The following is a 25,765-nucleotide window of genomic DNA, read 5'->3' on the forward strand; positions in this document are numbered from 1 at the left end:
TCTTCGTAATTAGACAGACATCTTCGCGACGATCTTGCCCAGCTTTTCTTCAAGGGTTGCCTTGGTAAACGGCTTGACAATGTAGCCATTCGCACCCATTTGGGCGGCGGTGACAATGTCCTCTTTCTTGGCTTCGGCAGTCACCAGCAAAACCGGTAAATGCTTGAGTTCTGCATCGGCACGAATGTTTTGCAGCAACTCAAAGCCGTTCATATTGGGCATGTTCAAATCGCTGACAACGAAGTTGAAGTTGCCGGCTTTCAGTTTGGCCAAAGCCACTGCACCGTCTTCCGCTTCATCGGCATTGTTGTAGCCAATTTCCTTGAGCAGGTTGCGAACAATTCGACGCATGGTCGAGAAGTCGTCAACAATCAGGATTCTTAAATCTTCGGGGTTCATGCTTGCTCCTTACGCTGGGTGAAGCATTGAGGTAACCATCTGTGCCAGCTCTTCAGGGTGGAACTTGCCTACATAGGCATCCACGCCGACTTGCTGGCCCAACTTCTTGTTTGCAACAGACGACAATGAGGAGTGCATCACCACAGGGATTCCCTTGAAGCGAACATCTTCCTTGATGTGACGTGTCAACACATAGCCGTCCATTTCAGGCATTTCGGCATCCACGAGGATGAGAGAAACCACATCGCGAATGTCTTTGTTTTCTTGCTCGGCACGGCTGGCAATATTGCGCAGCTTTTCCCAGGCCTCGCGACCATTGATGGCGCTTTGGTAAGGCAGGTGGAGCTTTTCGAGCACTTCAGTAATTTTCTTGCGTGCCATATTCGAGTCATCGGCAAAGAACACGGGGTAAGGATGATCCGGGCGCATGCTGTCCATGTTGGGCACATCGCCTTCGCCGATCACTTCGCCCAGAATTTGCTCAACGTCCAGAATCGACACCAGCTTGCCATCGGGCAGTTCGGTCAGTGCGGTGATCATGGCGCTTTGCGATTGACCAATGCTTTGAGGAGACTTCACCTGCTCCCAGTCCACGCGCACAATCCGGTCCACGTCTTGCACCAAAAAGGCTTGGGTGTGGGATGAAAACTCAGTGATGATCAGCTTGGTTCGGGTTGAACCATTGTCCATGCGCAAACATTGCGCCAGGTCAATCACAGGCAAGATACTACCGCGCAGTGAAATGATGCCTTCCACGCCAGCGGGCATGTTGGGGGTTCGCGTGATCGGCAAGGTTTCGCACACTTCGCGTACCTTGAACACGTTGATACCGAACACCTCGGTAGAGCCCAGGGAGAACAGCAACAACTCCATTTTGTTGGAGCCTGCCAGTCTTGCCTTCTCGTCAATCATGTTCATCAAGCGATAATCGTTTTGCATCATATTGCTCCTGACAAATAGTCTGTTTCTTTCAATTCGTACTGGCTCCGTTCTTTGGAAACGGTAAACCTTCAACTTTGGGTACGGGCGGTAGCTCGATCAGACCAGGGTCTTGCCCCTCGTCCAGATTGGCCAACGCTCGCACGGCTTCTTCTGCGCGTTTGTTCATGACAACAATCGCAATTCTTCTGTTCACTGCCGCGTAGGGGTCTTTCTCATTCAGCGACACTGAGGAGGCCAAACCCACCACACGCAACATTTTGTTGTCCGGCATACCGGCCATCGTCATTTCGCGACGACTGGCGTTGGCCCGGTCTGCAGAAAGCTCCCAATTGCTGTAACCCTTGTTGCCAAGGGCATAAGGCGTTGCGTCGGTGTGGCCTGACAAGGTCAGCTTGTTGGGCACCTGGTTCAACAACTTGGTCAAACTTCTCAAAATGTCTTTCATGTAATCTTTCAACACTGCACTGCCCGAATCAAACATGGGGCGGTTTCGCTCATCCACAATCTGAATTCTCAAACCTTCAGGTGTAATGTCGAGCATGATTTGATTTTTAAACTGTTTCATCAAATCCGATGCGTCGATTAGGCCCTCTATTTCCCCCTTTAATTCCAGCAAGCGCTTGGCCTCAGCCTTTTCAAAGGCTTCGCTCGACGCCGTAGAGGTGGACGGATTCGTTGCTTTGTCGGCACTTCCACTTTTAATTTGCCCAACAGAGCGCGACAAATCGGTACCACCCGCATCTATTACACTTGTGGCAGTGCCTGAGCCGGGACCCCCAACCAGTGCCCCCTTCAAGGGTGATTTGAAGTAATCAGAGATGCCTTTCAAGTCACCTTCCGAGGTAGAACCCAGCAGCCACATCAGCAGGAAAAAGGCCATCATCGCGGTGACGAAGTCGGCATACGCAATCTTCCAGGCGCCGCCATGGTGACCATGGCCTCCCTTCTTGATCTTCTTGACTACAATGATTGGACGTTCTTCGTCAGACTTCGCCATGATGCTTATTTGCCCTTGGTGCTCTTCACATGCTCTTCCAGTTCAATGAAAGTTGGGCGCTCGGTGGAATAAAGAACCTTCCGACCAAACTCCACAGCCAGCGCAGGCGAGTAACCATTCAAACTTGCCAGCAAGGTGGTTTTCACGCACTCGAAGGGCTTGGATGATTCGGAAATTTTGTGATTGATAATGCTGGCCAGCGGGCCCACAAAACCGTACGCCAACAAAATACCCAGGAAGGTACCCACCAGCGCCGCCGCAATCATTACACCCAATTCAGCATTGCTCACCTGCCCCACTGAGCCCATGACGTGCACCACGCCCATGACCGCCGCCACGATACCGAATGCAGGCAAACCGTCTGCCATTTGCTGTACGGCAGATTGAGGGGTGTGCGCTTCCTGGTGGTGAGTTTCAAGCTCGCCATCCATCAGGTTTTCAATTTCCATGGGGTTCAGGTTGCCACTCACCATCAGGCGCAGGTAGTCGGTCAGGAATTCAACAATGTGGTGATCTGCCAGCACCTCGGGGTATTTCTGAAACAAGGGGCTTTGTTCGGGTTCTTCCACATCGCCTTCAATCGACATCAGGCCTTCTTTGCGTACCTTGGTCAGGATTTCATACATCAACGCCATCAAGGACATGTAAAAAGCCTTGGTGATTGCACTGGGTTTGAATGCGCCGCCAATGGCCTTGCCAGTTGCCTTCAGAATGCTGGGGGTGTTGCTGACAATCATCGCGCCAATGGCACCGCCACCGATAATCAGAATTTCAACTGGCTGCCACAGGGTTACCAAGTGCCCCCCCATGAAGGCAAAGCCGCCTAACACGGAGAAAATCACGATCACGAATCCGATTGCTACTAACATTGGCTGAAGTTCTCTGTCGATGAATGGTTTTTCTGTATAGGTATTGTCGGCAGAATTTGTAAAATCTTTTGTCCGAATAAAGTGGCTTTTAGGGGCGATTTCAAGGCATGGTCAAGATTTCACAATCCTTGGTGATAGCCATTTTGGAGGGGGGTTAAACAAAAATGACCAGCAACATTGGCTGGTCATTTGAAGAATTAGAAACCCCCACTGCAGACCCGGAAGAGACAGAGGGTGGGAGGATGCAACCGGACCTTTTGGTGCAGCGGGGGTAAACGAAAAAGCCCTTCTCCCTTGGGCTTTGCAAACTCAGGCTTCGATACTGGCTTCTTCGTTGAAGAAACGGTCGGCTGCTGACTGGCGGGTTTTTCCAGCACGTGAAGGCATGTGGCACAGGCCGCACACATAGTCGTTCACGAGCTCATAAGTGTGTACTACAAAACGGCCTTCGCAGTCTTTGCACTCGGTGGTGGTCAACATACCTGCATCGAAAAATTTGATCAGGCGCCACGCACGTGTCAGCGAAAGTACTTCGGGCAAACCCAATTGAGTAATTTGCTCCAGGTACATTCTGTAAGCTTTGATGATTGCTTCGATGTCTTCAATATCCGTGCTCTTGATGAGCGTTTGATAGATATTGACGAACAGCGAGGAATGAATGTTGGGCTGCCAGGTCATGAACCAGTCGGTTGAAAATGGCAGCATGCCTTTGGGGGGCGACTTGTGCTTGAGTTCTTTGTAAAGCTTCAGCAAGCGCTCGCGGGACAACTGCGTTTCAGATTCGAGAACTTGCAAACGCGCATCAAGGCGAATCAGCTCGGTGGCCAATTGGATTTGTGCTGCTTCGTCGATGATTGATGTAACTTTAGCCATGATTTTTTTGACCCCTGTCTGATGTCAATTGTGGATGCCTGAGTTTTTGTTGTTGCATCCTGAATACGTGCTTTGTTATTGATTAGGCCGTTGCGTTGACCGCTTTGCCGGACATGATGATTGCTGCATGCATGCCAGAAACGCTGCGGTCTTTGGTGTGACTGGTCAACAAGTTCCACACCACTTCGTCATCAAAACGGAAGCGACACATCAACATATTGCTTGAGGCAATGCGCAACACCTGGGCGGTGGTCAACTGGTCGATCAATTCAGCCACTTCGTCGGAAATGCCCAAACGGAAGGTTGCTTCGGCGCGGTCTTCGCGAATCAGTTGCTGAGCCAGCAACAAATAAGACAGGTTGGTTTCGCGAATTTCATCTAACAGACGTGTACTTTTCATTTTGAACATCCTCCAATTCAATCTCTGTTGTACTGCATCCTCAATTTGTGCTGCTTTATTGATCGCAGCGGCAATTCCCTCATACGTATCTTCGGCTTCTAGCCCGATTACCTGAATCATCCAACTTCCAAACATTGAGTCACCGAGCTGGAATTCGAGACGTAGGAAACTGCCTTACATGATCACAATGTCGCTCAATAGGCTCAAAGGAAGAATCACAGTTTGGGGGGATCCCCCCATTCGATTGGCCCCCACTTCGTGCTGCCCCTTGTGGTGGGCCCCCCGATTGTTAAGTGCTTGTAGAGGTTAACGGACACCTTTGCAAAAAACTTGAGGGAAAAGGACGATTGTTTTGCAGCAAAAAATGTCTCATTACGACAACTGAGCAGCGAACTTAAGGGCACCAAAACAATATTTTTTATTTGCACGGGAAAACCTAAAGTTTCATTTCCAGGCATCGATAACAGGTCATAAGGCGGCGCACAAGATGACGCAGCCAACTTGAAATCAACAAATTGCTTGGAGAAATATCATGCTAGGAATCAACACCAACGTAGCCTCACTGACCGCCCAAAAGAACCTGTCTGGTTCAGGCATGGGTTTGAATAACGCGATTGCCCGCCTGTCCTCAGGCCTTCGTGTAAACAGCGCCAAAGACGACGCAGCAGGCCTGGCCATTGCCGAGCGCATGCAAGCCCAAATCAAGGGCTACGATGTGGCCGCCCGCAACGCCAACGACGGTATTTCACTGTTGCAAGTGGCCGACGGCGCCATGGGCAAGATCAGCGACAACCTGCAACGGATGCGTGAACTCGCAGTGCAGGCCAAAAACGGCACCCTGAACGACACCGACCGTGTAAACCTGAACCGCGAATACGCGGAGCTGGCCAACGAAGTGGATCGCATTGTGACCGGCAGCACCTTCAACGGCAACAACATGTTTGATGCCGCCAACAAAACACTGAGCTTCCAGGTGGGCACCGGCAACGCGGTTTCCGACACCCTGGCACTGAATTTGACTGACGATGGTCTGGCTGCAGGCAATGACCTGAGCACCATCATGGCCAACGGCGCTGCAAGCATTCAGGCCAACCTCAATGGTGTGGACACGGTAGCGAACGCCACCACCGCGATCACCACGCTGGACGCCTCGATTGACGCCATCACCGGCATTCGTGCTGTGGTGGGTGCAGGCCAAAGCCGACTGGAGCAGGTGGCCTCGTTTGCCGACTTGTCCAGCACCAACTTGCAGGCCGCACGTGGACGGATCATGGATGCAGACTTTGCCAAGGAAACGGCAGCACTGACCCGCTCACAGATTTTGCAGCAGGCTGGCACCGCCATGCTCGCCCAGGCCAACCAGTTGCCCAACAACGTGCTGAGCCTGTTGCAGTAATGAAAACAGAATGAGAAAGGAAAGAAATCGAATGTAGTACCTGTGTTGTAGTACTGGTGTAGACCAAGCAGCAGCCTGCTGATCTGATTCCTGATGGCCGGTTGTTTTAGAGGGGGTGGGTTCCACCCACCCCTCCTTTTTTCTTGCGCTTGTACATAATGAAAATAGATTATCTTTTTCTTGAATAAAATCAAGAAAAATATAATCTATTTTTTTATTTAAAATTAATATAAATGAAAAAATATTTTTTAATTTATCCTAAATATTGAAAATCACCAGTCGATATATAGTCATCGGTGATCGATTTACCGAGACGATACAGAAGAAAATCACTTCTGATTAATTTGTCTAAACTTCTTCGGAGTAATAACCATGCTAGGAATTAATACCAACGCCCCATCACTTGGCGCACAAAACAATCTGAGCAAGTCTGCCAGTTCCCTTGAAACTTCAATTGCCCGCCTGTCCTCAGGTTTGCGTGTTAACAGCGCGGGTCGTGTTGCCACAGGCACCACATTCAACGGCAACAACATATTTGAAGCAGCCAACAAAACCGTGGACCTGCAAATTGGTTCGGGCAACGTGGCCTCCGACACCCTGAGCGTGAACCTGACCGACACCGGCGCAGCCGCAGGCAATGATTTGCAAACCACCCTGGGTGGCGCAACTCAGGCTGCAATCGTGACCGCATTCGGTGGCGTGGACACCGTGGCCAACGCCACAACCGCAATTACGGAAATCGACACCGCGATCAACGACATCACCAACCTGCGTGCCACAACCGGTGCCAGCTTGAGCCGACTGGACCAGGTTGTTTCCTCACTGGAAACAACCAGCGCCAACTTGAGTTCTGCCCGTGGCCGAATCATGGACGCCGACTTCGCCAAGGAAACTGCAAACCTGACCCGTTCGCAGATTCTTCAGCAGGCTGGTACCGCCATGTTGGCCCAGGCCAACCAGCTGCCCAACAACGTGTTGAGCTTGCTGCGTTAATTAAAGGTTTACTCCGAGCGACCCCTGGTTTGAAGGTGCAACAAGCAGCAAGCACCGGACTAACCGGGGGAAGTTTTCAAAAAAGCCCCCAATTACGGCAGTAAGAAATAAAACTTTAGGGCTCATGAAAATTCTCTTGCAAAAGCGAATTTTTTTGTATTTTTTTCTAAAGTTCCAGTGTTTCCAAGCGTTAATGAATCATAAGGCGGCGCACAAGATGACGCAGCCAACTTGAAATCAACAAATTGCTTGGAGAAATATCATGCTAGGAATCAACACCAACGTAGCCTCACTGACCGCCCAAAAGAACCTGTCTGGTTCAGGCATGGGTTTGAATAACGCGATTGCCCGCCTGTCCTCAGGCCTTCGTGTAAACAGCGCCAAAGACGACGCAGCAGGCCTGGCCATTGCCGAGCGCATGCAAGCCCAAATCAAGGGCTACGATGTGGCCGCCCGCAACGCCAACGACGGTATTTCACTGTTGCAAGTGGCCGACGGCGCCATGGGCAAGATCAGCGACAACCTGCAACGGATGCGTGAACTCGCAGTGCAGGCCAAAAACGGCACCCTGAACGACACCGACCGTGTAAACCTGAACCGCGAATACGCGGAGCTGGCCAACGAAGTGGATCGCATTGTGACCGGCAGCACCTTCAACGGCAACAACATGTTTGATGCCGCCAACAAAACACTGAGCTTCCAGGTGGGCACCGGCAACGCGGTTTCCGACACCCTGGCACTGAATTTGACTGACGATGGTCTGGCTGCAGGCAATGACCTGAGCACCATCATGGCCAACGGCGCTGCAAGCATTCAGGCCAACCTCAATGGTGTGGACACGGTAGCGAACGCCACCACCGCGATCACCACGCTGGACGCCTCGATTGACGCCATCACCGGCATTCGTGCTGTGGTGGGTGCAGGCCAAAGCCGACTGGAGCAGGTGGCCTCGTTTGCCGACTTGTCCAGCACCAACTTGCAGGCCGCACGTGGACGGATCATGGATGCAGACTTTGCCAAGGAAACGGCAGCACTGACCCGCTCACAGATCTTGCAGCAGGCTGGCACCGCCATGCTCGCCCAGGCCAACCAGTTGCCCAACAACGTGCTGAGCCTGTTGCAGTAATGAAATAAAAAAACAGCCCATCATAATTAGCACCGGATTATCCTGCCTTTCTGGCAGGATAATCCTTTCGCATTTTAAACAGCATTAAAAATCATTTAAATTATTTAATTAATTTATTTAAGTTTGACTAAAAACCTCCGTTAATCGAATTGTCAGTAAAAGAAACTGCACAAGGGTTAATTAACCCAAAGCGACAAACCCCTTCACAAAGGATTTGTCAATTCAACCGCTAGGAGGTCCTAAATGTTAGGTATCAACACAAATACGCCATCACTTGGCGCACAAAACAATCTGAGCAAGTCTGCCAGTTCCCTTGAAACTTCAATTGCCCGTCTGTCATCCGGTTTGCGTGTTAACAGCGCCAAAGACGATGCTGCCGGCCTGGCCATTGCAGAACGCATGACCGCACAAATCCGCGGCTTTGATGTAGCTGCACGCAATGCCAACGATGGCGTTTCACTGTTGCAAGTGGCCGATGGCGCACTGGGCAAAATCGGTGACAACCTGCAGCGTATGCGTGAATTGGGTGTTCAAGCCAAAAACGGCACATTGAATGACACCGACCGCGCCAACCTGAACCGCGAATACACCGAACTGGCCAACGAAGTGGGTCGTGTTGCCACAGGCACCACATTCAACGGCAACAACGTGTTTGAAGCAGCCAACAAAACCGTGGACCTGCAAATTGGTTCGGGCAACGTGGCCTCCGACACCCTGAGCGTGAACCTGACCGACACCGGTACAGCCGCAGGCAATGATTTGCAAACCACCCTGGGTGGCGCAACTCAGGCTGCAATCGTGACCGCATTCGGTGGCGTGGACACCGTGGCCAACGCCACAACCGCGATTACGGAAATCGACACCGCAATCAACGACATCACCAACCTGCGTGCCACAACCGGTGCTGGCTTAAGCCGACTGGACCAGGTTGTTTCCTCACTGGAAACAACCAGCGCCAACTTGAGCTCTGCCCGTGGCCGAATCATGGACGCCGACTTCGCCAAGGAAACTGCAAACCTGACCCGTGCGCAGATTCTTCAGCAGGCTGGTACCGCCATGTTGGCCCAGGCCAACCAGCTGCCCAACAACGTGTTGAGCTTGCTGCGTTAATTCAGACCTAGTCTGACCACTGACCAGAATCCACCAAAAGTGGGTTCAAATCAAATAAAAAGCCCGGTGAACCAAGCTCACCGGGCTTTTTAACGCTAAAGAAAACCCCGAAACCTGCCGTTAATCAAGACATGGGGGCTTGTCTTGGCCTCGTAAAATTCGCAAAGGTGACGAAAATGAATATTTCAAACATGGTTGATTACGCAACAGCCCTGCAAAAACCGCAGGACGCAATGAACACCAAACCGGTTCAAAACACGGAGGTCAAGCCGCCAATGGGCGGGCAGGCCGAGCTAAGCGTGGGTGAATTGATTGAAGTGGTTCAGAAAGCAAATGCGGCCCTGGCGAGCAACCAGTCCAATCTGAAATTTCTTGTTGACAGCGACAATGGCAAACCGATCGTTCAAATCGTCGATCGGGAAACCCAGGAAATATTGAAACAAATTCCATCGGTTGAAATGCTTAAAATCGCAAAAGCCATCGAAAAAATGCACGGCGTTTTAATGTCTCGCGAAGCATAGAACGCAATAAGGGGAACAAGTCATGGTTGGAATTTCATCCGCAGGTATCGGTTCGGGACTCGACATTGAGGGCATTATTCGCTCCCTGATGGCCGCCGAGCGAATTCCACTGACCAAGGTCACACAAGAACGCACAGCGATCAACACCAAAATTTCGATCTACGGCATCATCAAAAATTCGTTTGCAGATCTAAAAGCGTCCGCTGACAAACTAAGCAACTTGAGCAACCTGAATCCGCTGAAAACAACGTCAAGTGACGACAAAGTTGTTTCCGCCACCGCCAGTTCGTCCGCCGCCAAGGGCAGCTACAGCATCCAGGTCAGCCAGCTTGCCAAAGCACAAAGCGTGGCAGCACCCAGCGTGGCCACATCAGACAGCGTTGTAGGCACCGGCAGCCTTACCCTGACTTTGGGCAGCTACGATTCCGCCACAAACACCTTTACCGACAATGCCGCAAACACGCCGGTAACAATCAACATTGGTGAGGGTCAGCAAACGCTGGATGGCATCAAACAAGCAATTAACGATGCCAATGCGGGAGTGACCGCATCCATCGTCAATGACGGCACAGGGTCACGCTTGGTGTTAACCAGTAAAGAGACTGGCGCAGTCAATGGCTTCAAGCTGGAAGTGAGCGATGCCGACGGCACCAACACCGACGCCGCTGGCTTGTCCATGCTGGCCTATGACCCAACCGCCGCAGCGGGTGCTGGCAAGAATGCAGAATCATTGCAAGTGGCGCAGAACGCCAACTTCACGATCAACAACCTGGCTGTGAGCAAGGCCAGCAACACAGTGACCGATGCGGTAGCAGGCCTGACACTGAACCTGAAAGCAATCACCACCGCCCCTGTGAACATTGAAGTGGCCCTGGACGATGGTGCCCTGAAAACCACGCTCGACGGCTTTGTTGCTGCTTACAATAAAATTCGCGGCAATCTGAAAGACCAGCAACAAAAAGACGCCACCCTGTCGAAAGAAACCACACCATCGACACTGGAACGCGGCATGCGAAACATTCTGCGTGAACAGGTGGCCCAATACGGAATCGGCTTGAGCGACATTGGTTTGAACTTCGACAAAGACGGCGTGCTGTCGTTGGACAAAACCAAACTTGACGCAGCCGTGGCGGCCAATCCATCCATTCTGGAAAAAGTATTTACCAACACGGCCACAACAACGGATGCACGGATCAAATTTGTAGGGGCCAATACAAAAACACTGGAAGGCACCTACGCCATCAACATCAGCACCGCATACGATGGGAGCAACACCGTGGCGGGCACCATCAACGGCGTAGCGGGCACAGGCATCGGTAACTTGCTGACGGGTGCCACCGGTGAAGCCAGCGAGGGCTTGCAATTCTCGGTGGCACAAGGTGCCACCGGCGACATGGGCACAATTACATTCAGCAAGGGCTTGGCCGAAAGGTTAAGCGACTGGATCGGCAGCCTGTCCGATGAAGGCGGCGCACTGGTTTCCCGCACCGACGGCTTGAACAGCCGAAAAAAGCGTCTCGACACTCAGGAAGACCGAATCAATCTTCGGCTTGAACAGGTTGAAAAGCGCTACCGCGCGCAATTTACAGCACTGGACACCATGCTGGCCAGCATGCAGCAAACCAGTGCTTACCTAAGCCAGCAACTGGCTGCACTTGCACAACAGCGGTAAGCGAGGAACTGTGCCCTAAAACCCCTGTTTTTAGTCAGATCAAACAGGGGGCACAGACCCTACTATTTGTTTAAGACAAATTACCAAGTGAACGCACCATGATGTACGGCGCAAAAGCATACGCACAAGTAGGACTGGAAACCGGCATCAACAGTGCCTCTCCACACGGCCTCATTGTAATGCTTTACGAAGGAGCCATCGAGGCTATTCGAAAGGCCAAAATTTATCTGGAAATGCAAAACATCGAGATGAAAACCAAATCGGTGGACAAAGCCCTGCGCATCATCAAAGACGGATTGACTGCCTCGCTAGACGTCAATGCCGGCGGTGCGTTGGCTGAGCAACTGCTTTCACTGTACGACTACATTGGCAAAGAACTGATTCTGGCAAACGTTCAGAACAGCCCGGAACGCATGGACACCTGCATTGCGTTGCTCGACGACCTGCGCAGTGCCTGGCTGGAAATCGGCCAAACTGCCTCCAAACCATAACAACCTACTTAGGACCGCTCTCGACCATGATCTTTGCGACAGACAACAACGGTGCAATCATGAAGCTGTACGCCGCCATCGCGAATCAAAGCCAAATCATGCTTGATTCAGCCAAGGCGGGCGATTGGGATGAATTGTGTGCTGCTGAAGAGCAGTGCTCAAGGCTGATCCATGAGCTACAAGTCATCAAGGAAGCACAACAAACCGAATTGAATGAAAAAGAACGCAGTCAGCACATTGGCTATCTGAAAAAGATTCTGGCCGACGACGCGGCAATTCGCGACATCACTGAACCCCGCCTTAAGCAGTTGGAAGAATTTCTTCGCGCAGCCAACAACTCGCAGAAACTCAGCAACTCTTACGGATCCAACTAAGCCATTGCGCTAAAGCAACGGGTGTGAGACATGACATTAACCCCGGTTAAATCGGCTCCACCCAACGTCAACTCCCTTCTCCAATCCAACCCGGGTGACCGGGTCAGTTCTGGCAAAGGCGAGATTGCGCCTGTGGTTGCCATACTGACCCGCCAGCTTCCCCTGCCCCAGGCCCAACAACTGGCCGGTCAAACCGCCCTGGTTCGTGTGGTCAAAGGTGGCCCCGGCAACTAGGCGGAACTTGAGTTTGCAGGGCAAAACATTCAAGTGAAGTTGCCACCGGGGCGTTCACTGACTGCTGGCGAAATGGTCACAGTCGCCTTTGCCTTGTCCAACAAAGGCGACGATTTATCGGCAGGTGGCACCAGTGGCGGCAAAAAAATAGCCGATGCCCGCAACCTGCTGACTACACTGCCAGCAACGGCAGACGATGGCGAGGCACAAGACTCACCCAGTTTTGTGGACCGGCTTTCAGGCACAGCACGATTGATTGGTTTGCTTGAACGATTGGGGCAAGGTTCGCCCACGCAAGTCTCTACCGCGGTGATGACCAGCCTGAAGCAGTTAAGCACCCAGTTTCCAACACAGACCACCATTGTGCCTGGCGCCTTGCTGGCCGAACCTGACAATGCAACGCCCAATACCCGTGCGCTGATTCCGAGTACAACCCAAGGCACAGTTCAGGGCGCAGCTCAGCCCCCCGCTCAACAAGCCCAAGCGGTGAACGCGGCAAACAACCTGAACAACAGCCTGGCTGGCGTGTTGGCCAAACAGGTCAGTGCTGCAGTTGAAAACAGCGGGCTGTTTTATGAATCGCATTTGCAGCAGTGGGCCAACGGGCAGCGCAGCACCGATCAAATTGCAAAAGAACCCCAGGCCCGGTTTGGACAAGACCAGGTCATTTCCGAAAAAGGCTTGAACCTGGCCGCAGTTGATCAATCCGTGAAACTGGTGACCGCACAACTTGCGGCACTCGAAAGCAACCGGATTTCATTGGCGCTGAGCGGTTTGCTGGGGCACCCGGTTCAAATTGACATTGAACCCGACACCGAGGAAGCGCCCGACAAAGACGAGCAAAGCAGCGAGGAAGCAGCCCGCCCCTGGGTTGCACGCCTGAAACTGGACATGGCTCATTTGGGTGAGCTGAATGTTCGGGTGCGCATGATAGGTTCACAATGCGATGTACAAATTACCGGGCCCGCACACAGCAAACAGGCGATTGATCCCCACTGGCAAACCTTCCGGCGCGCCATGGATGACAAAGGTTTGAAACTGGTTCACGGTCAGTTCATGGTACCCACGGGGCTCGAAATTGGCGAATAAACTGAGCCCCCAGCAGGCTGTTGCATTGGCCTACCTCGAACACTCTGGCGCACCCAAAGTGGTGGCCAAAGGCCAAGGCTTGATTGCAGAACAAATTATCCAGAAAGCGAAAGAATCGGGGGTTTTTGTTCATGAAAGCCGAGAACTGGTCTCGCTGTTAATGAATGTCGACCTGGATCAACAAATTCCTCCCGGCCTGTACCAGGCCATTGCAGAATTATTGGCCTGGGTGTATCAAATAGAAAACAAAGAATTTAGTACAGAGGGAAAGCCATGAGTCAAAACACCAGCATTGCACCAGAACGCGATCAAAAACTGCTTGAAGAATTCAGTTTGAGTGCAGAACCCACACTGCGAAAACTCCTCAACACCATTGAGGAGGACGAACATGAACTGTACGTTTACCTGCAATCAGATCACACACAGTTTGTCACCGAAATATTGAACATCGACTGGTCGGCTGGCCTGATCTGGTTGGGCACTCCGTATGAAAAATCACTCAGCGCCAATTGCAACGCGTCTACGGCTTATGTCATGGTCAGCTTTCCCGATGGCGTCAAAGGGCAGTTTGCCGGCATGGGAATTTTGCAAAGCCAGTATCAAGGTGCCGATGACTTGCGAATTGCCATACCCAAAACAATCGTTCGACTGCAACGTCGCAATTACTTCCGGGTGATGGCTGACGAAGAACTGAACGCACAAGTGAAACTTGAAATACCGGCAGTTGCTGGCCATGTCAGCCTGATCGACATCAGCCTGGCAGGCTGCGGCGTGTGCCTGCAAACAGCACCCAGCCTGCATCAGGCCGGAGATGTGATGAACGATGTTCGCCTGACCCTGCCCGATGGCCAAGGCAGCATGCTGGTGGACTTGGTGGTACGCAACATCAAGCCTTTGGCAGATCACCCCGAGATGGTGCAACTTGGATGTGAAATGAAAACCCTTGAGCGGGGCGCCGAGCGTCGCCTGCAACGGTTTCTATTGGCAACCGAACGCAGACAACGCGCGAACTTGCATTCGATCGACTAAACAATCAAGCACCGATCAACGGCGCTTGCTGCCCCCCAACAGGGAACCCAGAATACCGCGCATCAGCTCACGGCCTACCTGTGAACCGATGCTGCGGGCAGCACTCTTGGCCATGCTCTCAGCCACGCTTTGGCGCTTTCGCCCACCTGCGCCACTGGTGCCAAACAACATGTCACCCAAACCACTCAGCGTGCTTTTTTCCTCGGCGGTCTGAGTGCCTTTGGCAGCAGGTGTTTCAGCTGCATCCTGAGCTGCCATTGCTGTTTCTGTGCGCGCTTTCAGCATCTCAAATGCTGACTCACGATCAACTGTTTTTTCATACACACCCGCCACCAGTGAATTGGCAATCAATTCCTTGCACTGCTCCGGGCTGGCCGGGCCAAACTTGCTGGCGGGTGGATAAACCCAAGCGCGGCAAGTGGGGCTGGGGGTGCCCTTCGGGTCGAGAAAACTGACCAGCGCCTCGCCCACACCCAATTCGGTAATGGCAGCCTCAATGTCCAAACCTGCATTCGGGCGCATGGTTTCAGCGGCCACTTTCACTGCCTTTTGATCGCGCGGTGTGAATGCCCTCAAGGCATGCTGAACCCGGTTGCCCAGTTGCCCCAACACAGAATCGGGAACATCCAATGGATTTTGTGTCACGAAATAAACGCCCACGCCTTTGGAACGAATCAGGCGAACCACCAGCTCCACTTTCTCAATCAAGGGCTTGGGTGCGTCGGTAAACAGCAGGTGCGCCTCGTCAAAGAAAAACACCATTTTGGGTTTCTCGACATCACCCACTTCCGGCAAATTCTCAAACAACTCAGACAACAACCACAGCAAAAAGGTGGCGTACAACTTCGGTGAATTCATCAACTGATTGGCCGCCAGAATATTGATGATGCCGCGTCCATTCGAATCGGTTTGCATCAAGTCATCAATGTTCAGCATGGGTTCACCGAAAAACTTGTCGGCACCCTGCCCTTCCAGGGCCAGCAAGCCACGTTGAATCGCCCCCACAGAGGCTGAAGAAACATTGCCGTACTCCGTGGTGAACTGCTTGGCGTTTTCGCCCACGTACTGAAGCATGGCGCGCAGGTCTTTCAGATCAAGCAACAACATGCCGTTGTCGTCGCCATTTTTGAAAACCAGGTTCAGCACGCCTTCCTGAGTGTCATTCAAACCCAGCAAACGACCCAACAACAAAGGTCCCATGTCGGAAATGGTGGCCCGCACCGGGTGGCCCTGTTCGCCAAATACATCCCACAATGTCACGGGGCTGCCTGCAAACTCCGGCACGGGAATACCGGTCATTTTCATGCGTTCTTCGAATTTCGGAGAGGTTTTTCCAGGCTGGGAAATGCCGGTAAGGTCACCCTTCACATCGGCCATAAACACAGGTGTGCCAACGCGTGAAAACGCTTCAGCCAGCACCTGCAAGGTCACTGTTTTACCCGTACCGGTTGCACCTGTAATCAAACCATGCCGGTTGGCCAACTGAGGCAGCATGACCAGGTCGGCTGCTGTTTCAGCACGGTTGTCGCGGGCAATCGGAAAAGGTGAAATCATGGGCCGGGCTCCAATTCATGTGAGGATTCAATGAATTGGATTGTGCCACAGCCTGTCTGGAATTCAGAACATTACACAGGCATGTTCATGATGTCGTTGTAGGCTTGCAGAATTTTATTGCGGGTCTGAACCACCGCTGTGAACTGCAGCGATGACATATTCGATGCAATCACGGATTCTTCAATCGACGCAGTGGGGTCATCCATCTGCAAACGCTTGCCCAGTTCAGCCGCCTTGTCTGCTGACAGGCTCGCGCTTTCCAGGGCCTTGGCAATGGCATCAGCAAACGAGGCCTGATCCAGCGCCTGCGGCTTATTGGTCAGCGACGGGCTTTTGATCGCATCGGTTACCGCACTGCTTAACAGGCCACTTACGGCCCCCATTTTCTCGATCATGAAATACTCCAACGCGGAATTATTGTTTGTACCCTCTATTTGTACAGGCAAGTGGGGCAAGCCATTGCCGCGAACAGGGGGCAAAACCCCCCTTATTTTTTAAACACCACCCTCAAGTTTTTGAAATAGGTGCCGTTAAAGGCCCCTTTTTACCGAATTGCTTGCGCACCGGCCCAAGCACAATGCATGGGTAGAACAATATTTAACCCACATGCAGGTATTACATGGCAGAAGCTCTCAGCAGCCCCGAAGTGATCGGCCCGGTTGGCAACAACCCGATTACCAATATGCAGCAACGTTTCGCAACACTGCCCCAGAAAAACAAAATGGGTGTGCTGATCGGCGTGCCCCTGTTGATCGCGGTGCTGGCCTCGCTGCTGATGTGGGCCAACCAGAGCAGCTACCGCGTGCTGTTCAGTGGCCTGAACGACCAGGACGGTGGTGCCATAGTTGAAGCGCTGACCCAAATGAAGGTGCCCTACGAGTTCAACACGGCAGGTACCGCCATTCTGGTGCCTTCTGACAAGGTGTACGACACCCGCCTGGCCCTGGCCAGCCAAGGCCTGCCCAAAGGCAGCGTGAGCGGCTTCGAAGCCATGGACAACCAAAAGCTGGGTATCACCCAGTTTCAGGAACAAGTCAATTACCAACGCGCGCTGGAAGGCGAACTGGTTCGCTCCATTCAATCCATTTCAGCGGTGCAAAGTGCACGCGTGCATTTGGCCATTCCCAAGCCGTCTATTTTCATTCGTGAAAAACAAACCCCCAGCGCATCCATTGTGCTGAACTTGTTTGGCAGTCGCACCCTGTCTGAGCCCCAAATCAACGGCATTGTTCACCTGGTGGCCTCCAGCCTGCCCGGCATGAACCCGGAAGATGTCAGCATTGTTGACCAGTCAGGTCGCTTGCTAACCGGCAAAACACAACTTGAAAGCGGCTTGAACCCCACACAACTGGCCTACACCAACCAAATTGAACAAAGCCTGACCAGTCGAATTGTTGACATTTTGACCCCTGTATTCGGCAGCGAAAACGTACGCGCCACCGTAACCGCCAACATGGATTACTCCACGTCCGAGCGCACCGACGAAATTTACAAACCCAACGGCGATACCACGCAAGCCACCATTCGCAGCCAGCAAATCAGCGAGTCCAATGACGGCAGCAGCAACGCCAACCCGCAGGGCATTCCCGGCGTAATGGCAAACACCCCACCCGGGGAAGCCGCCGCCAATATTGGTCAGAACCCGCAACAAGCACTGGCCAATGGCAACAATGCACCAGCGCAAACCAACAACAGCAGCCGCAAAGACTCCACAGTGAATTACGAAGTGGACAAGTCGGTTCAGTACACCAAATCGCAGGTGGGCAAAATTGAACGCCTGTCAGCCGCTGTGGTGGTGAACTTCAAAACAATCACCGATCCAAAAGGGGAAACACGCCAGGTGCCTTTGACACCTGAAGAAATCACCCAGCTGGACAGTTTGGTGAAGCAGGCCATTGGCTTTGATGAACAACGCGGCGATGCCGTGAATGTGGTGAACCAGGCCTTCACCAAGGTTGAAGAAGCAAGTATCCCCATGTGGGCACAACAGGAAACCATGGACCTGGCGAAATCACTGGGCATGCCAATTGGTATTGCACTGATTGCAGCCATCCTGGTGTTCGGCCTGTTCCGCCCCATGATGAAACCAGCCGATGTTGATTTGTTCGACGAAGGCCCTGAACTGCTGCCAGGCCAGCGCATGCCTTTGCTTGCCAACCAGGTGGGCGGCGACAACGACGCCGAACTTCTGGAGCAACTGCAACGCGAAGGTTCCCTGCCCGGCATGAATCGTCAGGAAAAAATGGAAAAGCTGCGCCAGTTGGCCAAAGAGCACCCACAGATTGTGGCCAGCATCGTGAAAAACTGGGTCAACGGCGAAACACAGAACGGCTAAGGCCCGCCTGCAGAAGCACTACAAGGAATCAACACCATGGCAGAAAGCGAACTCGGCATTCAGAAAGGCGCAATCCTGATGCTCAGCTTGGGCGAGGAAGAAGCAGCTGAAGTATTCAAATACCTGGGCCCCAAAGAAGTTCAAAAGCTGGGTCAACAAATGTCGAAAACCAAGGATGTACCCATCGACCGCATTGAAGAAATTGCGGGGGAAGTGGTGCAAATTGCGCAAAGTCAAAGTGCATTGGGCCTGGACTCGGATGCTTACATTCGTAGCGTGTTGACTCGTGCCCTGGGTGAAGACAAGGCTGGCTTTTTGCTAGACCGGATTTTGCAGGGCAGCGACACATCCGGCATTGAAGGCCTGAAGTGGATGGACCCGGGCACAGTGGCCGAACTAATTAAAAACGAACACCCTCAAATTATTGCCACCATTCTGGTTCACCTTGAACGCGATTTTGCCGCGGCCATTTTGAACCTGTTTGTCGATCGACTGCGCAGTGATGTGGTGCTGCGAATTGCCACCATTGATGGCATTCAACCCAATGCATTGCTTGAACTGAACGATGTGCTGTCCAAGGTGCTGGCAGGCGGCGACAAGCTGAAGAAAACAACCCTGGGTGGCGTGCGGGCTGCGGCCGAGATTCTGAACTTTGTGGGTACAACCTCCGAGAAAACAGTGCTCGACACCATCCGCGAATACGACAACGAACTCAGCCAGCGCATTCAGGATGAGATGTTCACCTTCGACAACCTGCTCGACATTGATGACCGTGGCATGCAAAGCATTCTGCGCGATGTTCAAAGTGATTTGCTGGTCATTGCACTGAAAGGTGCCGACGAAGCCATTCGCGAAAAAGTATTCAAGAACATGTCCAGCCGTGCGGCAGAAGCACTGCGCGACGATCTCGAAAGTCGTGGTCCGGTTCGCCTCTCCGAGGTGGAAGCTGCGCAGAAAGATGTCTTGAAAGTGGCTCGCAAGTTGGCCGACGCTGGCGAAGTGGTACTGGGTGGAGGCGGAGATGATGCGTTCATCTAACCGCATTATTCGCGGCCTCGATGCAGCCGAATTGCCCAACTGGTCAGTCGAATTGATTGGCTCACGCTATGAAAATCCGGTTGACCGCATGATGGCGGAAATCGACCGACACCAGAAGGAAATCAGCGTACCGCCACCGGCCCCTACCGAAGAAGAACTGCGTTTGAAGGAATGGGAAGCAGCGCTGGCTCGCCGCGAGAAACAGCTGGAAGAACTCGAGAAAGACACCCTGAAACAGGCGGAGGAACGTGGTCAGCAACTGGGCTACGAGGCTGGCTGGAACGCGGCACACAACGAACGTGTGGTGCTGGTTCAAGCTGCCACCACCATGGAAGAAGAGTTCGAGCGCTTTAAGAGCGAACTCTCAGAAAAGCTGCTTGACCTGGCCGTGCTGGTCAGCAAAAAAGTCATTGGCGACACACTTGCGTTGCACCCCGAACAAGCAGCCCAATTATTGAATCAGGTGTTGGAAAGCATGCAGTTGCACGGCAAAGCAGTCAGCCTGCGTGCTCACCCCAACACGATTCGCGTGCTTGAAGCGCAGTTTGGCGATCAGCAAATGCTGGGTAACCTGCGCATGATCGAAGACCCCAAACAATTGCAAGGTGGCTTCCTGCTTCAACACCCGGAAGGCGAAGTCGACGCCACACTGCAAACCCGCTGGCTACGTGCCATTGAGGCCTTGGGCCGCGACGATCCACTGACGCCTGAGGACACAGAATAAATGGCCGACCTGCTGGAATGGATAGACGAATGCAAGTTTCTGGTTGAACACAGCCAACCCCAAATTGCCACGGGCAAACTGACCCGTGTGGCTGGCTTGGTGATGGAAGCAGTGGGCTTGAAATTGCCGGTGGGCAGCGTGTGCACCGTGATGCAAAAAGGCGCCCCACCCCTTGAGGCTGAAGTGGTCGGCTTTAACGGCGACAAACTGTTTTTAATGCCTGCCACCGACGTACACGGGATGACACCCGGTGCCAAAGTCGTTGCACAGGAACCACCCCCCATCGCCCCCAAACTGGGTGTGAAAGCCCACCCTTGGCGCAGGCCTGAAGACAAAACCAAACACCTGCCTGTGGGCGACAGCTTGCTGGGCCGAGTGGTTGACAGCAATGGCCGCCCGCTTGATACCTTGGGCGAACTGAAATTCGAAAAACGCAGCCCGTTGGCGGCACGCCCAATCAACCCGCTGGAACGCGAACCCATTACCGAACCGATGGACGTGGGCGTGCGTGCAATCAACGCACTACTTACCGTAGGGCGTGGCCAGCGAATTGGCCTGATGGCCGGTTCCGGTGTGGGTAAATCGGTGTTGCTGGGCATGATGGCCCGCTACACCAAAGCCGACCGTGTGGTGGTTGGCCTGATCGGCGAACGTGGCCGTGAAGTAAAGGAATTCATTGAACAGATTCTGGGTGAAGAAGGCTTGAAACGCAGCGTGGTAATTGCTGCACCTGCCGATGTCAGCCCCCTGCTTCGCATGCAGGGCGCAGCCTACACCCAGGTGGTGGCCGAGCATTTCCGTGACCAAGGGCACAACGTGCTAATGATCATGGACTCACTAACCCGCTACGCCATGGCACAACGTGAAATTGCACTGGCCATTGGCGAACCCCCTGCCACCAAAGGCTACCCGCCCAGCGTATTTGCCAAACTGCCTACACTGGTTGAACGGGCAGGCAATGGTCGAAAAGGCGGCGGTTCCATTACCGCCTTTTACACAGTACTGACCGAAGGCGACGACCAGCAAGACCCGATTGCCGACGCGGCCCGAGCCATTCTGGACGGCCACATTGTGCTGTCGCGCCAACTGGCCGAAAGCGGCCACTACCCTGCCATCGACATTGAACAGTCCATTTCAAGGGCAATGCACAACATTGTGCCCGCAGGCCACCTGAACGCCGCCCGAGGGCTGAAAGCTGCCTTCTCGAAAGTGCAGCGCAACCGCGACCTGATCACCGTGGGCGCTTACGCTCCGGGGGCAGACCCGCAATTGGACCATTCTTTGGCCCTTTATCCAAAGATTGAAAACCTGCTGCAACAGTCAATGTTAGAGAGTGCAAGTTTCGATGAAGCGCTGGCAGGCCTTCAATCGTTATTTCCGAACGAATTTAAAAACGACAAACACTAAACCGCTTGGATGCCCATGAGCAATGTGCTGCAAATCCTGATTGAACAGGCCAGCGAAAAGGCCGACAACCTGGCCAGAAACATGGCCAACACCCAGCAAAAGCTGGTGCAGGGCCAAGACAAACTGAACATGCTGCAAACCTACCGCGACGAATGCGAGGGTGGCATGCACAACAAAGCCAGTACTGGCATGACAGGGCAACAATTGCGCAACCAATTGGCCTTTGTCGGAAAAATTGGTGAGGCCGTGGCCCAGCAAACCCGTGAAATCGAATTCCTGAACACCACCCTGGCCCACCAGCGCACCCAATGGCAAGAAGCCCTGGCCGAACAGCGCAAATTTGAAGCCTTGGTGGAACGTGAAAAAGTGAAACAGGCAAAACTTGAAAACAAACGTGATCAAAAAATGAATGACGAATTTGCTGCGCGAATTTACCGGGTTCACACCGCAGGGGAACCCTCATGACCACGAGCACTCAAGCCATGAACAATGTCAACAAGGTTCAAACCCCCACAGCGGGTAACAAGCCCAAGCAGGGCAAACAAGAATCCGAATTGAATTTCAACGACCTGTTCAGTTCAGCAATGGGCCAATCTGCGCCCAACGCCCAGCTAAACAGCATTGAAAACCAATTGCGGGAAAGTTTGTACAAACAGGACAAACCGAAAAAAAGCAGTGACAGCACGGCCAACGCAGAAGCAGCACAGGCCGCTCAGACAGCTGTGTGGGCACAGCGCAACTGGATGCAAACCACCCCGGTGCAACAAGCCGCACCGCCCGCTGCTGTTATGAACACTGAACCCGTGAAACAGGCTGCCGCACCTGAAAGCGCTCCGCGCGCGACAGAAAAAACAGCAGACAAAATCACAGAAAAAGTTACCGAAAACAAAACCGAAAGCAAGGCAAGCACCAGCGACACAACCAAGACAGCTGACGCACCCACAACAGCGCAGAACAGCACGGCCCCGGAAACAGCAAATGAAGCAGCGAATGAAGCGGCCAACAAAGCAGCTTCCGGCAGCAAGCAAGACACGCAAATCTCATTGGTCAGCAACACCATCCCGTCTGCTGCCCAGGAAAAGCCACTGGACGGAAAAACCGGCCTTGCCGCTGAACTGCCCTTAAGCACATCGACAGGCAGCAAGCCAGCCGATTTGCCAGCCACAACGCCTGGCACCGAGCAAAACACCTTGACTGAGCAAGCCGGCGCCGACAAAACACGCCCAGACATCAAAACCACAGCCCAGCTGAAAGCAGAGGCTGCGCTGTCCAACAGCACGGTACAAGTACGCAATGATTCTGCAGCCACGGCCAACGTCGCCGCCGCTACAGGCAACTCCAATGCGGTGGCTGCGCAACTTGCACCACAAATTGCACCCCAAATTGCCCAACAGGCACAAGCCATGGGCGAAGGCTTCGGGGACGAAGGCTTGAAAGTGGGCCAGAAAATTCTGGCGGCTGGCAGCTTGCAATCTTCGAACACAGGCACTGGCATTGCGGCAGGTACCAATGGGCTCACTAGCGCCACGGGTATTGCGCAGCAGGCCTTGATCAAAACACCCGTGAATCAGCCAGGCTTTGCCAAAGAACTTGGACAAACCGTGCAATGGGCCATTGGCAAAAACTTGTCAACCGTGGACATTCGCGTGAATCCCGAAAGTTTTGGGCCCATGAACATGCGCCTGGTGCAAAAAGGCCAGCAGGTTCAACTGGTCATTCGCACGCAAGATGAAGCATCGGCCAACCTGTTAACGCAAGCCCTGGGCGGACTGAAAGAAGTTTTGGCCCAAAACGGTTTGCAACTGAACCAGGTCCAGATCCAACATGGCAACACGCCAACCCCGCAAGGCCAAGGTAACCAAGGTCAAGCGCAATTTGAGCAAAACCGCCAGCAAGGCCAAAACAACGGCCAGCGCAGCGGTGGTGGCGACAATGAGCAACAAGATTCAGGGACACCTGCTGCTGCAAGCAGAAAACCTGAAGGCAAGCTCGACCTGTTTGCCTGACCAACAAAGCCTGATTAATGAATTGGGTCCAAACAACACGGCTTTTCGGGGGTTTGCTCGGAAACCTTTCAGACACAATAGAGTTTGAAAGTGACACACAACAGCATTTGAACTTACGGAGTTAAGCACATGGCCAGAGTCGCCCCGGCACCCGCTGCAGCAGCCCCTGAGGCTGCAGCGCCCGAAAAAGGATCCAAGAAAAAACTGATCCTGATTCTCGCAATCGTATTGACCCTGCTGGCCGCAGGCGGTGCAGCAGCATTCTTTCTGCTAAGTGGCAAAAGTGCTGACGGTGCCGCTGAAGAAAAAGTACAAGAACCCCTTGGCCCGCCCACTTTTGTCGTAATGGATCAGTTTGTCGTCAACCTGGCCGAACCAGACACCACACGCTATCTTCAAATTGGCATCACTTACGAAGTAAATGGCCCGGCGCAAGCCGAGGAAATCAAGAACTACACCCCGGTTATTCGCAGCCGAATCCTGTTGGTGTTGTCTGGCAAGAATGTTGGCAACCTGACTTCGATCGAGGGCAAACAACGGTTGATGGATGAGTTGGTGGATCTGGCCCGTGTCACGATCAAAGGCGATCCACAAGACCCCACCCGCGGCATTCGCGACGTGCATTTTTCCAGCTTTGTGATTCAGTAACAGGAAGCCTTGCGCCATGCCCGGAGAATTTCTTTCACAAGACGAAGTCGATGCCCTGCTCAGAGGTGTCAACGGCGAAGAAGAAACGAAAGACGCTTCTGAAACCCATGAAGGCGTTCGCCCTTACAACCTGGCCACGCAAGAACGGATCGTTCGCGGCCGCATGCCCACGCTTGAAATTATCAACGAGCGTTTTGCGCGTTTAATTCGAATCGGCTTGTTCAACTTCATGCGTCGCAGCCCGGAAATTTCTGTCGGCCCCGTGAAAGTATTGAAGTACAACGAATTCATTCGCAACCTGGTGGTACCCACCAACCTGAACATCATGGCCATGAAGCCTTTGCGCGGCAATGCCTTGTTCATTTTTGACCCCAGCCTGGTGTTTGCGTTGATCGACAACCTGTTTGGTGGCGACGGCCGTTTCCACACCCGTGTGGAAGGTCGCGATTTCACTCAAACCGAACAGCGGATCATTGCCCGCATGCTCGAGGTCATTCGGGAAGAATTTGTCAAAGCATGGGCACCGGTTTTTCCGTTAAAGCCTGAATACCTGCGCTCGGAAATGCACACGCAGTTTGCCAATATTGCAACGCCATCTGAAATTGTAGTGACCACCTCGTTTTCAATTGAACTGGGTGCCGGCGGCGGCTCGCTGCACATTTGTATTCCCTACTCCACCATGGAGCCGATTCGCGATCTGCTGTATTCCAGCATGCAAGGCGATCAGGCTGAGCCCGACAAACGTTGGGTCACCATGCTGAAAAAGCAGGTACAAATGGCTGAAGTGGATTTGGTCGCAGGTCTGGCCAGCACTCAGCTGACTGTGGCCGACATCATGGAACTGCGCATTGGCGATGTGATTCCGATCGAAATTGACAAAGTCATTGAAGCACGTGTGGACAATGTGCCCGTGTTCAATTGCAGCTACGGCACCAGTGGTGGCCAGTACGCACTCAAAGTTGAAGAAGTATTGGCGGTCAGTAATGAATCCCATGCCGACGCGCTGAACCTGGAGGCCTTGCTGAGCAAGGAAGCCAAGCAGCCTGAAAAAACACACGAATAGCGATCAAGATAAGGAACACACCATGTCTGAACAGCAAGTAGATACCATGACCGACGCCACCGACGCAGCCGACGACTGGGCCGCAGCACTGGCTGAACAAGCCAGTACCACCGCCACCAGCACCAGCGACACCGACAACCTGTTTGCGCAGGCCAGCGACGCAAAGCCTGCCTCTGGCCTGTTCCAGCCATTTGCCGGAAGTGTGGCTTCAGGCACGCAGAACGACATTGACATGATTCTCGACATCCCGGTTCAGTTGACTGTTGAGCTGGGTCGGACGAAGATACCGATTAAGCACATTCTGCAACTGGCTCAGGGCTCCGTGATTGAACTGGACGGCCTGGCTGGCGAACCCATGGATGTGCTGGTGAACGGCTACCTGATCGCACAGGGCGAAGTGGTCGTCGTGAATGACAAATTTGGTATCCGATTGACCGACATCATTACGCCATCTGAGCGTCTGAGATAGCTCAAC

At 53.1% G+C, this 25,765-nt stretch carries 29 protein-coding genes; 21 read left to right on the forward strand and 8 right to left on the reverse strand.

Going from position 1 to position 25,765, the window contains the following annotated elements; translation table 11 throughout:
• Positions 1–9: 9 nt before the first annotated feature.
• The 6 genes from cheY to flhD all read right to left on the reverse strand — a co-directional run bounded on the left by cheY (position 10) and on the right by flhD (position 4,480).
• Complete coding sequence (gene cheY, locus P0D43_RS13590) at positions 10–399, reverse strand: chemotaxis response regulator CheY (RefSeq protein ID WP_105028596.1); 390 nt, start codon at positions 397–399, stop codon at positions 10–12.
• Positions 400–408: 9 nt separating this feature from the next.
• On the reverse strand, positions 409–1,341 hold the full coding sequence (locus tag P0D43_RS13595) for a chemotaxis protein (RefSeq protein ID WP_138519284.1): 933 nt from the start codon (positions 1,339–1,341) through the stop codon (positions 409–411).
• A gap of 28 nt (positions 1,342–1,369) precedes the next feature.
• Positions 1,370–2,338: a flagellar motor protein MotB gene (gene motB / locus P0D43_RS13600; RefSeq protein ID WP_394672671.1), complete on the reverse strand. Its 969-nt coding sequence runs from the start codon at positions 2,336–2,338 to the stop codon at positions 1,370–1,372.
• Positions 2,339–2,343: 5 nt separating this feature from the next.
• A complete protein-coding gene (motA, locus tag P0D43_RS13605; RefSeq protein WP_394672672.1) occupies positions 2,344–3,207 on the reverse strand; it encodes a flagellar motor stator protein MotA in 864 nt (287 codons plus the stop codon).
• Between the two features lie 309 nt (positions 3,208–3,516).
• Positions 3,517–4,080, reverse strand: coding sequence for a flagellar transcriptional regulator FlhC (gene flhC / locus P0D43_RS13610; protein ID WP_394672673.1), 564 nt, complete (start codon positions 4,078–4,080; stop codon positions 3,517–3,519).
• A gap of 82 nt (positions 4,081–4,162) precedes the next feature.
• Positions 4,163–4,480, reverse strand: coding sequence for a flagellar transcriptional regulator FlhD (gene flhD / locus P0D43_RS13615; protein ID WP_159571734.1), 318 nt, complete (start codon positions 4,478–4,480; stop codon positions 4,163–4,165).
• Between the two features lie 532 nt (positions 4,481–5,012).
• Between flhD and P0D43_RS13620 the strand changes: the two genes are divergently transcribed.
• The 12 genes from P0D43_RS13620 to P0D43_RS13675 all read left to right on the forward strand — a co-directional run bounded on the left by P0D43_RS13620 (position 5,013) and on the right by P0D43_RS13675 (position 14,515).
• A complete protein-coding gene (locus P0D43_RS13620; protein WP_394672674.1) occupies positions 5,013–5,876 on the forward strand; it encodes a flagellin in 864 nt (287 codons plus the stop codon).
• Positions 5,877–6,248: 372 nt separating this feature from the next.
• Entirely contained in the window at positions 6,249–6,869 is a 621-nt protein-coding gene (locus tag P0D43_RS13625; protein WP_394672675.1) for a flagellin, read from the forward strand.
• A 262-nt stretch (positions 6,870–7,131) separates the two neighbouring features.
• Positions 7,132–7,995, forward strand: a complete 864-nt coding sequence (locus P0D43_RS13630) for a flagellin (RefSeq protein ID WP_394672674.1) — start codon at positions 7,132–7,134, stop codon at positions 7,993–7,995.
• A 243-nt stretch (positions 7,996–8,238) separates the two neighbouring features.
• Entirely contained in the window at positions 8,239–9,105 is an 867-nt protein-coding gene (locus tag P0D43_RS13635) for a flagellin (protein WP_159569869.1), read from the forward strand.
• A gap of 176 nt (positions 9,106–9,281) precedes the next feature.
• Complete coding sequence (locus P0D43_RS13640) at positions 9,282–9,626, forward strand: flagellar protein FlaG (protein ID WP_394672676.1); 345 nt, start codon at positions 9,282–9,284, stop codon at positions 9,624–9,626.
• A gap of 22 nt (positions 9,627–9,648) precedes the next feature.
• A complete protein-coding gene (gene fliD / locus P0D43_RS13645) occupies positions 9,649–11,298 on the forward strand; it encodes a flagellar filament capping protein FliD (RefSeq protein WP_394672677.1) in 1,650 nt (549 codons plus the stop codon).
• 98 nt (positions 11,299–11,396) lie between these two features.
• Positions 11,397–11,789: a flagellar export chaperone FliS gene (gene fliS / locus P0D43_RS13650; protein ID WP_159569863.1), complete on the forward strand. Its 393-nt coding sequence runs from the start codon at positions 11,397–11,399 to the stop codon at positions 11,787–11,789.
• Between the two features lie 26 nt (positions 11,790–11,815).
• Entirely contained in the window at positions 11,816–12,163 is a 348-nt protein-coding gene (locus tag P0D43_RS13655; protein WP_159569861.1) for a flagellar protein FliT, read from the forward strand.
• Positions 12,164–12,193: 30 nt separating this feature from the next.
• Positions 12,194–12,397, forward strand: coding sequence for a hypothetical protein (locus tag P0D43_RS13660; protein ID WP_394672678.1), 204 nt, complete (start codon positions 12,194–12,196; stop codon positions 12,395–12,397).
• Positions 12,398–12,430: 33 nt separating this feature from the next.
• Positions 12,431–13,486, forward strand: coding sequence for a flagellar hook-length control protein FliK (locus tag P0D43_RS13665; RefSeq protein WP_394672679.1), 1,056 nt, complete (start codon positions 12,431–12,433; stop codon positions 13,484–13,486).
• Positions 13,476–13,763: an EscU/YscU/HrcU family type III secretion system export apparatus switch protein gene (locus P0D43_RS13670; protein ID WP_159569857.1), complete on the forward strand. Its 288-nt coding sequence runs from the start codon at positions 13,476–13,478 to the stop codon at positions 13,761–13,763. Before P0D43_RS13665 ends, P0D43_RS13670 begins: the two co-directional genes overlap by 11 nt.
• Complete coding sequence (locus tag P0D43_RS13675) at positions 13,760–14,515, forward strand: flagellar brake protein (protein WP_394672680.1); 756 nt, start codon at positions 13,760–13,762, stop codon at positions 14,513–14,515. Before P0D43_RS13670 ends, P0D43_RS13675 begins: the two co-directional genes overlap by 4 nt.
• A gap of 15 nt (positions 14,516–14,530) precedes the next feature.
• Here P0D43_RS13675 and P0D43_RS13680 read toward each other — a convergent pair whose 3' ends face one another.
• A complete protein-coding gene (locus P0D43_RS13680) occupies positions 14,531–16,069 on the reverse strand; it encodes a helicase HerA-like domain-containing protein (RefSeq protein ID WP_394672681.1) in 1,539 nt (512 codons plus the stop codon).
• A gap of 71 nt (positions 16,070–16,140) precedes the next feature.
• Positions 16,141–16,464 carry a flagellar hook-basal body complex protein FliE gene (locus P0D43_RS13685; RefSeq protein WP_159569851.1) on the reverse strand — a complete coding sequence of 108 codons (324 nt, stop codon included), beginning with the start codon at positions 16,462–16,464 and terminating at the stop codon, positions 16,141–16,143.
• A gap of 224 nt (positions 16,465–16,688) precedes the next feature.
• Here P0D43_RS13685 and fliF point away from each other — a divergent pair, with 224 nt between their 5' ends.
• From fliF to fliN, 9 genes are all read left to right on the forward strand, one after another.
• Positions 16,689–18,404: a flagellar basal-body MS-ring/collar protein FliF gene (gene fliF, locus P0D43_RS13690; protein ID WP_236550853.1), complete on the forward strand. Its 1,716-nt coding sequence runs from the start codon at positions 16,689–16,691 to the stop codon at positions 18,402–18,404.
• Between the two features lie 36 nt (positions 18,405–18,440).
• The gene (gene fliG / locus P0D43_RS13695; protein ID WP_159569849.1) at positions 18,441–19,442 is read left to right on the forward strand and encodes a flagellar motor switch protein FliG; all 1,002 of its coding nucleotides are present in this window, start codon (positions 18,441–18,443) and stop codon (positions 19,440–19,442) included.
• Positions 19,426–20,166 carry a FliH/SctL family protein gene (locus tag P0D43_RS13700; protein WP_159569847.1) on the forward strand — a complete coding sequence of 247 codons (741 nt, stop codon included), beginning with the start codon at positions 19,426–19,428 and terminating at the stop codon, positions 20,164–20,166. The genes fliG and P0D43_RS13700 overlap by 17 nt, the downstream gene beginning before the upstream one ends.
• On the forward strand, positions 20,167–21,573 hold the full coding sequence (gene fliI, locus P0D43_RS13705) for a flagellar protein export ATPase FliI (protein ID WP_159569845.1): 1,407 nt from the start codon (positions 20,167–20,169) through the stop codon (positions 21,571–21,573).
• A 15-nt stretch (positions 21,574–21,588) separates the two neighbouring features.
• A complete protein-coding gene (gene fliJ / locus P0D43_RS13710) occupies positions 21,589–22,038 on the forward strand; it encodes a flagellar export protein FliJ (protein ID WP_159569843.1) in 450 nt (149 codons plus the stop codon).
• A complete protein-coding gene (locus P0D43_RS13715) occupies positions 22,035–23,579 on the forward strand; it encodes a flagellar hook-length control protein FliK (protein ID WP_394672682.1) in 1,545 nt (514 codons plus the stop codon). Before fliJ ends, P0D43_RS13715 begins: the two co-directional genes overlap by 4 nt.
• Positions 23,580–23,708: 129 nt before the next feature.
• Complete coding sequence (locus P0D43_RS13720; RefSeq protein WP_341237580.1) at positions 23,709–24,227, forward strand: flagellar basal body-associated FliL family protein; 519 nt, start codon at positions 23,709–23,711, stop codon at positions 24,225–24,227.
• 16 nt (positions 24,228–24,243) lie between these two features.
• Positions 24,244–25,290: a flagellar motor switch protein FliM gene (gene fliM / locus P0D43_RS13725; protein ID WP_394672683.1), complete on the forward strand. Its 1,047-nt coding sequence runs from the start codon at positions 24,244–24,246 to the stop codon at positions 25,288–25,290.
• Between the two features lie 46 nt (positions 25,291–25,336).
• Positions 25,337–25,759, forward strand: a complete 423-nt coding sequence (fliN, locus tag P0D43_RS13730) for a flagellar motor switch protein FliN (protein WP_394673731.1) — start codon at positions 25,337–25,339, stop codon at positions 25,757–25,759.
• Positions 25,760–25,765 lie beyond the last annotated feature (6 nt).

It is taken from the genome of Limnobacter sp. (genome assembly GCF_043511195.1).
Taxonomy (GTDB): domain Bacteria; phylum Pseudomonadota; class Gammaproteobacteria; order Burkholderiales; family Burkholderiaceae_B; genus Limnobacter.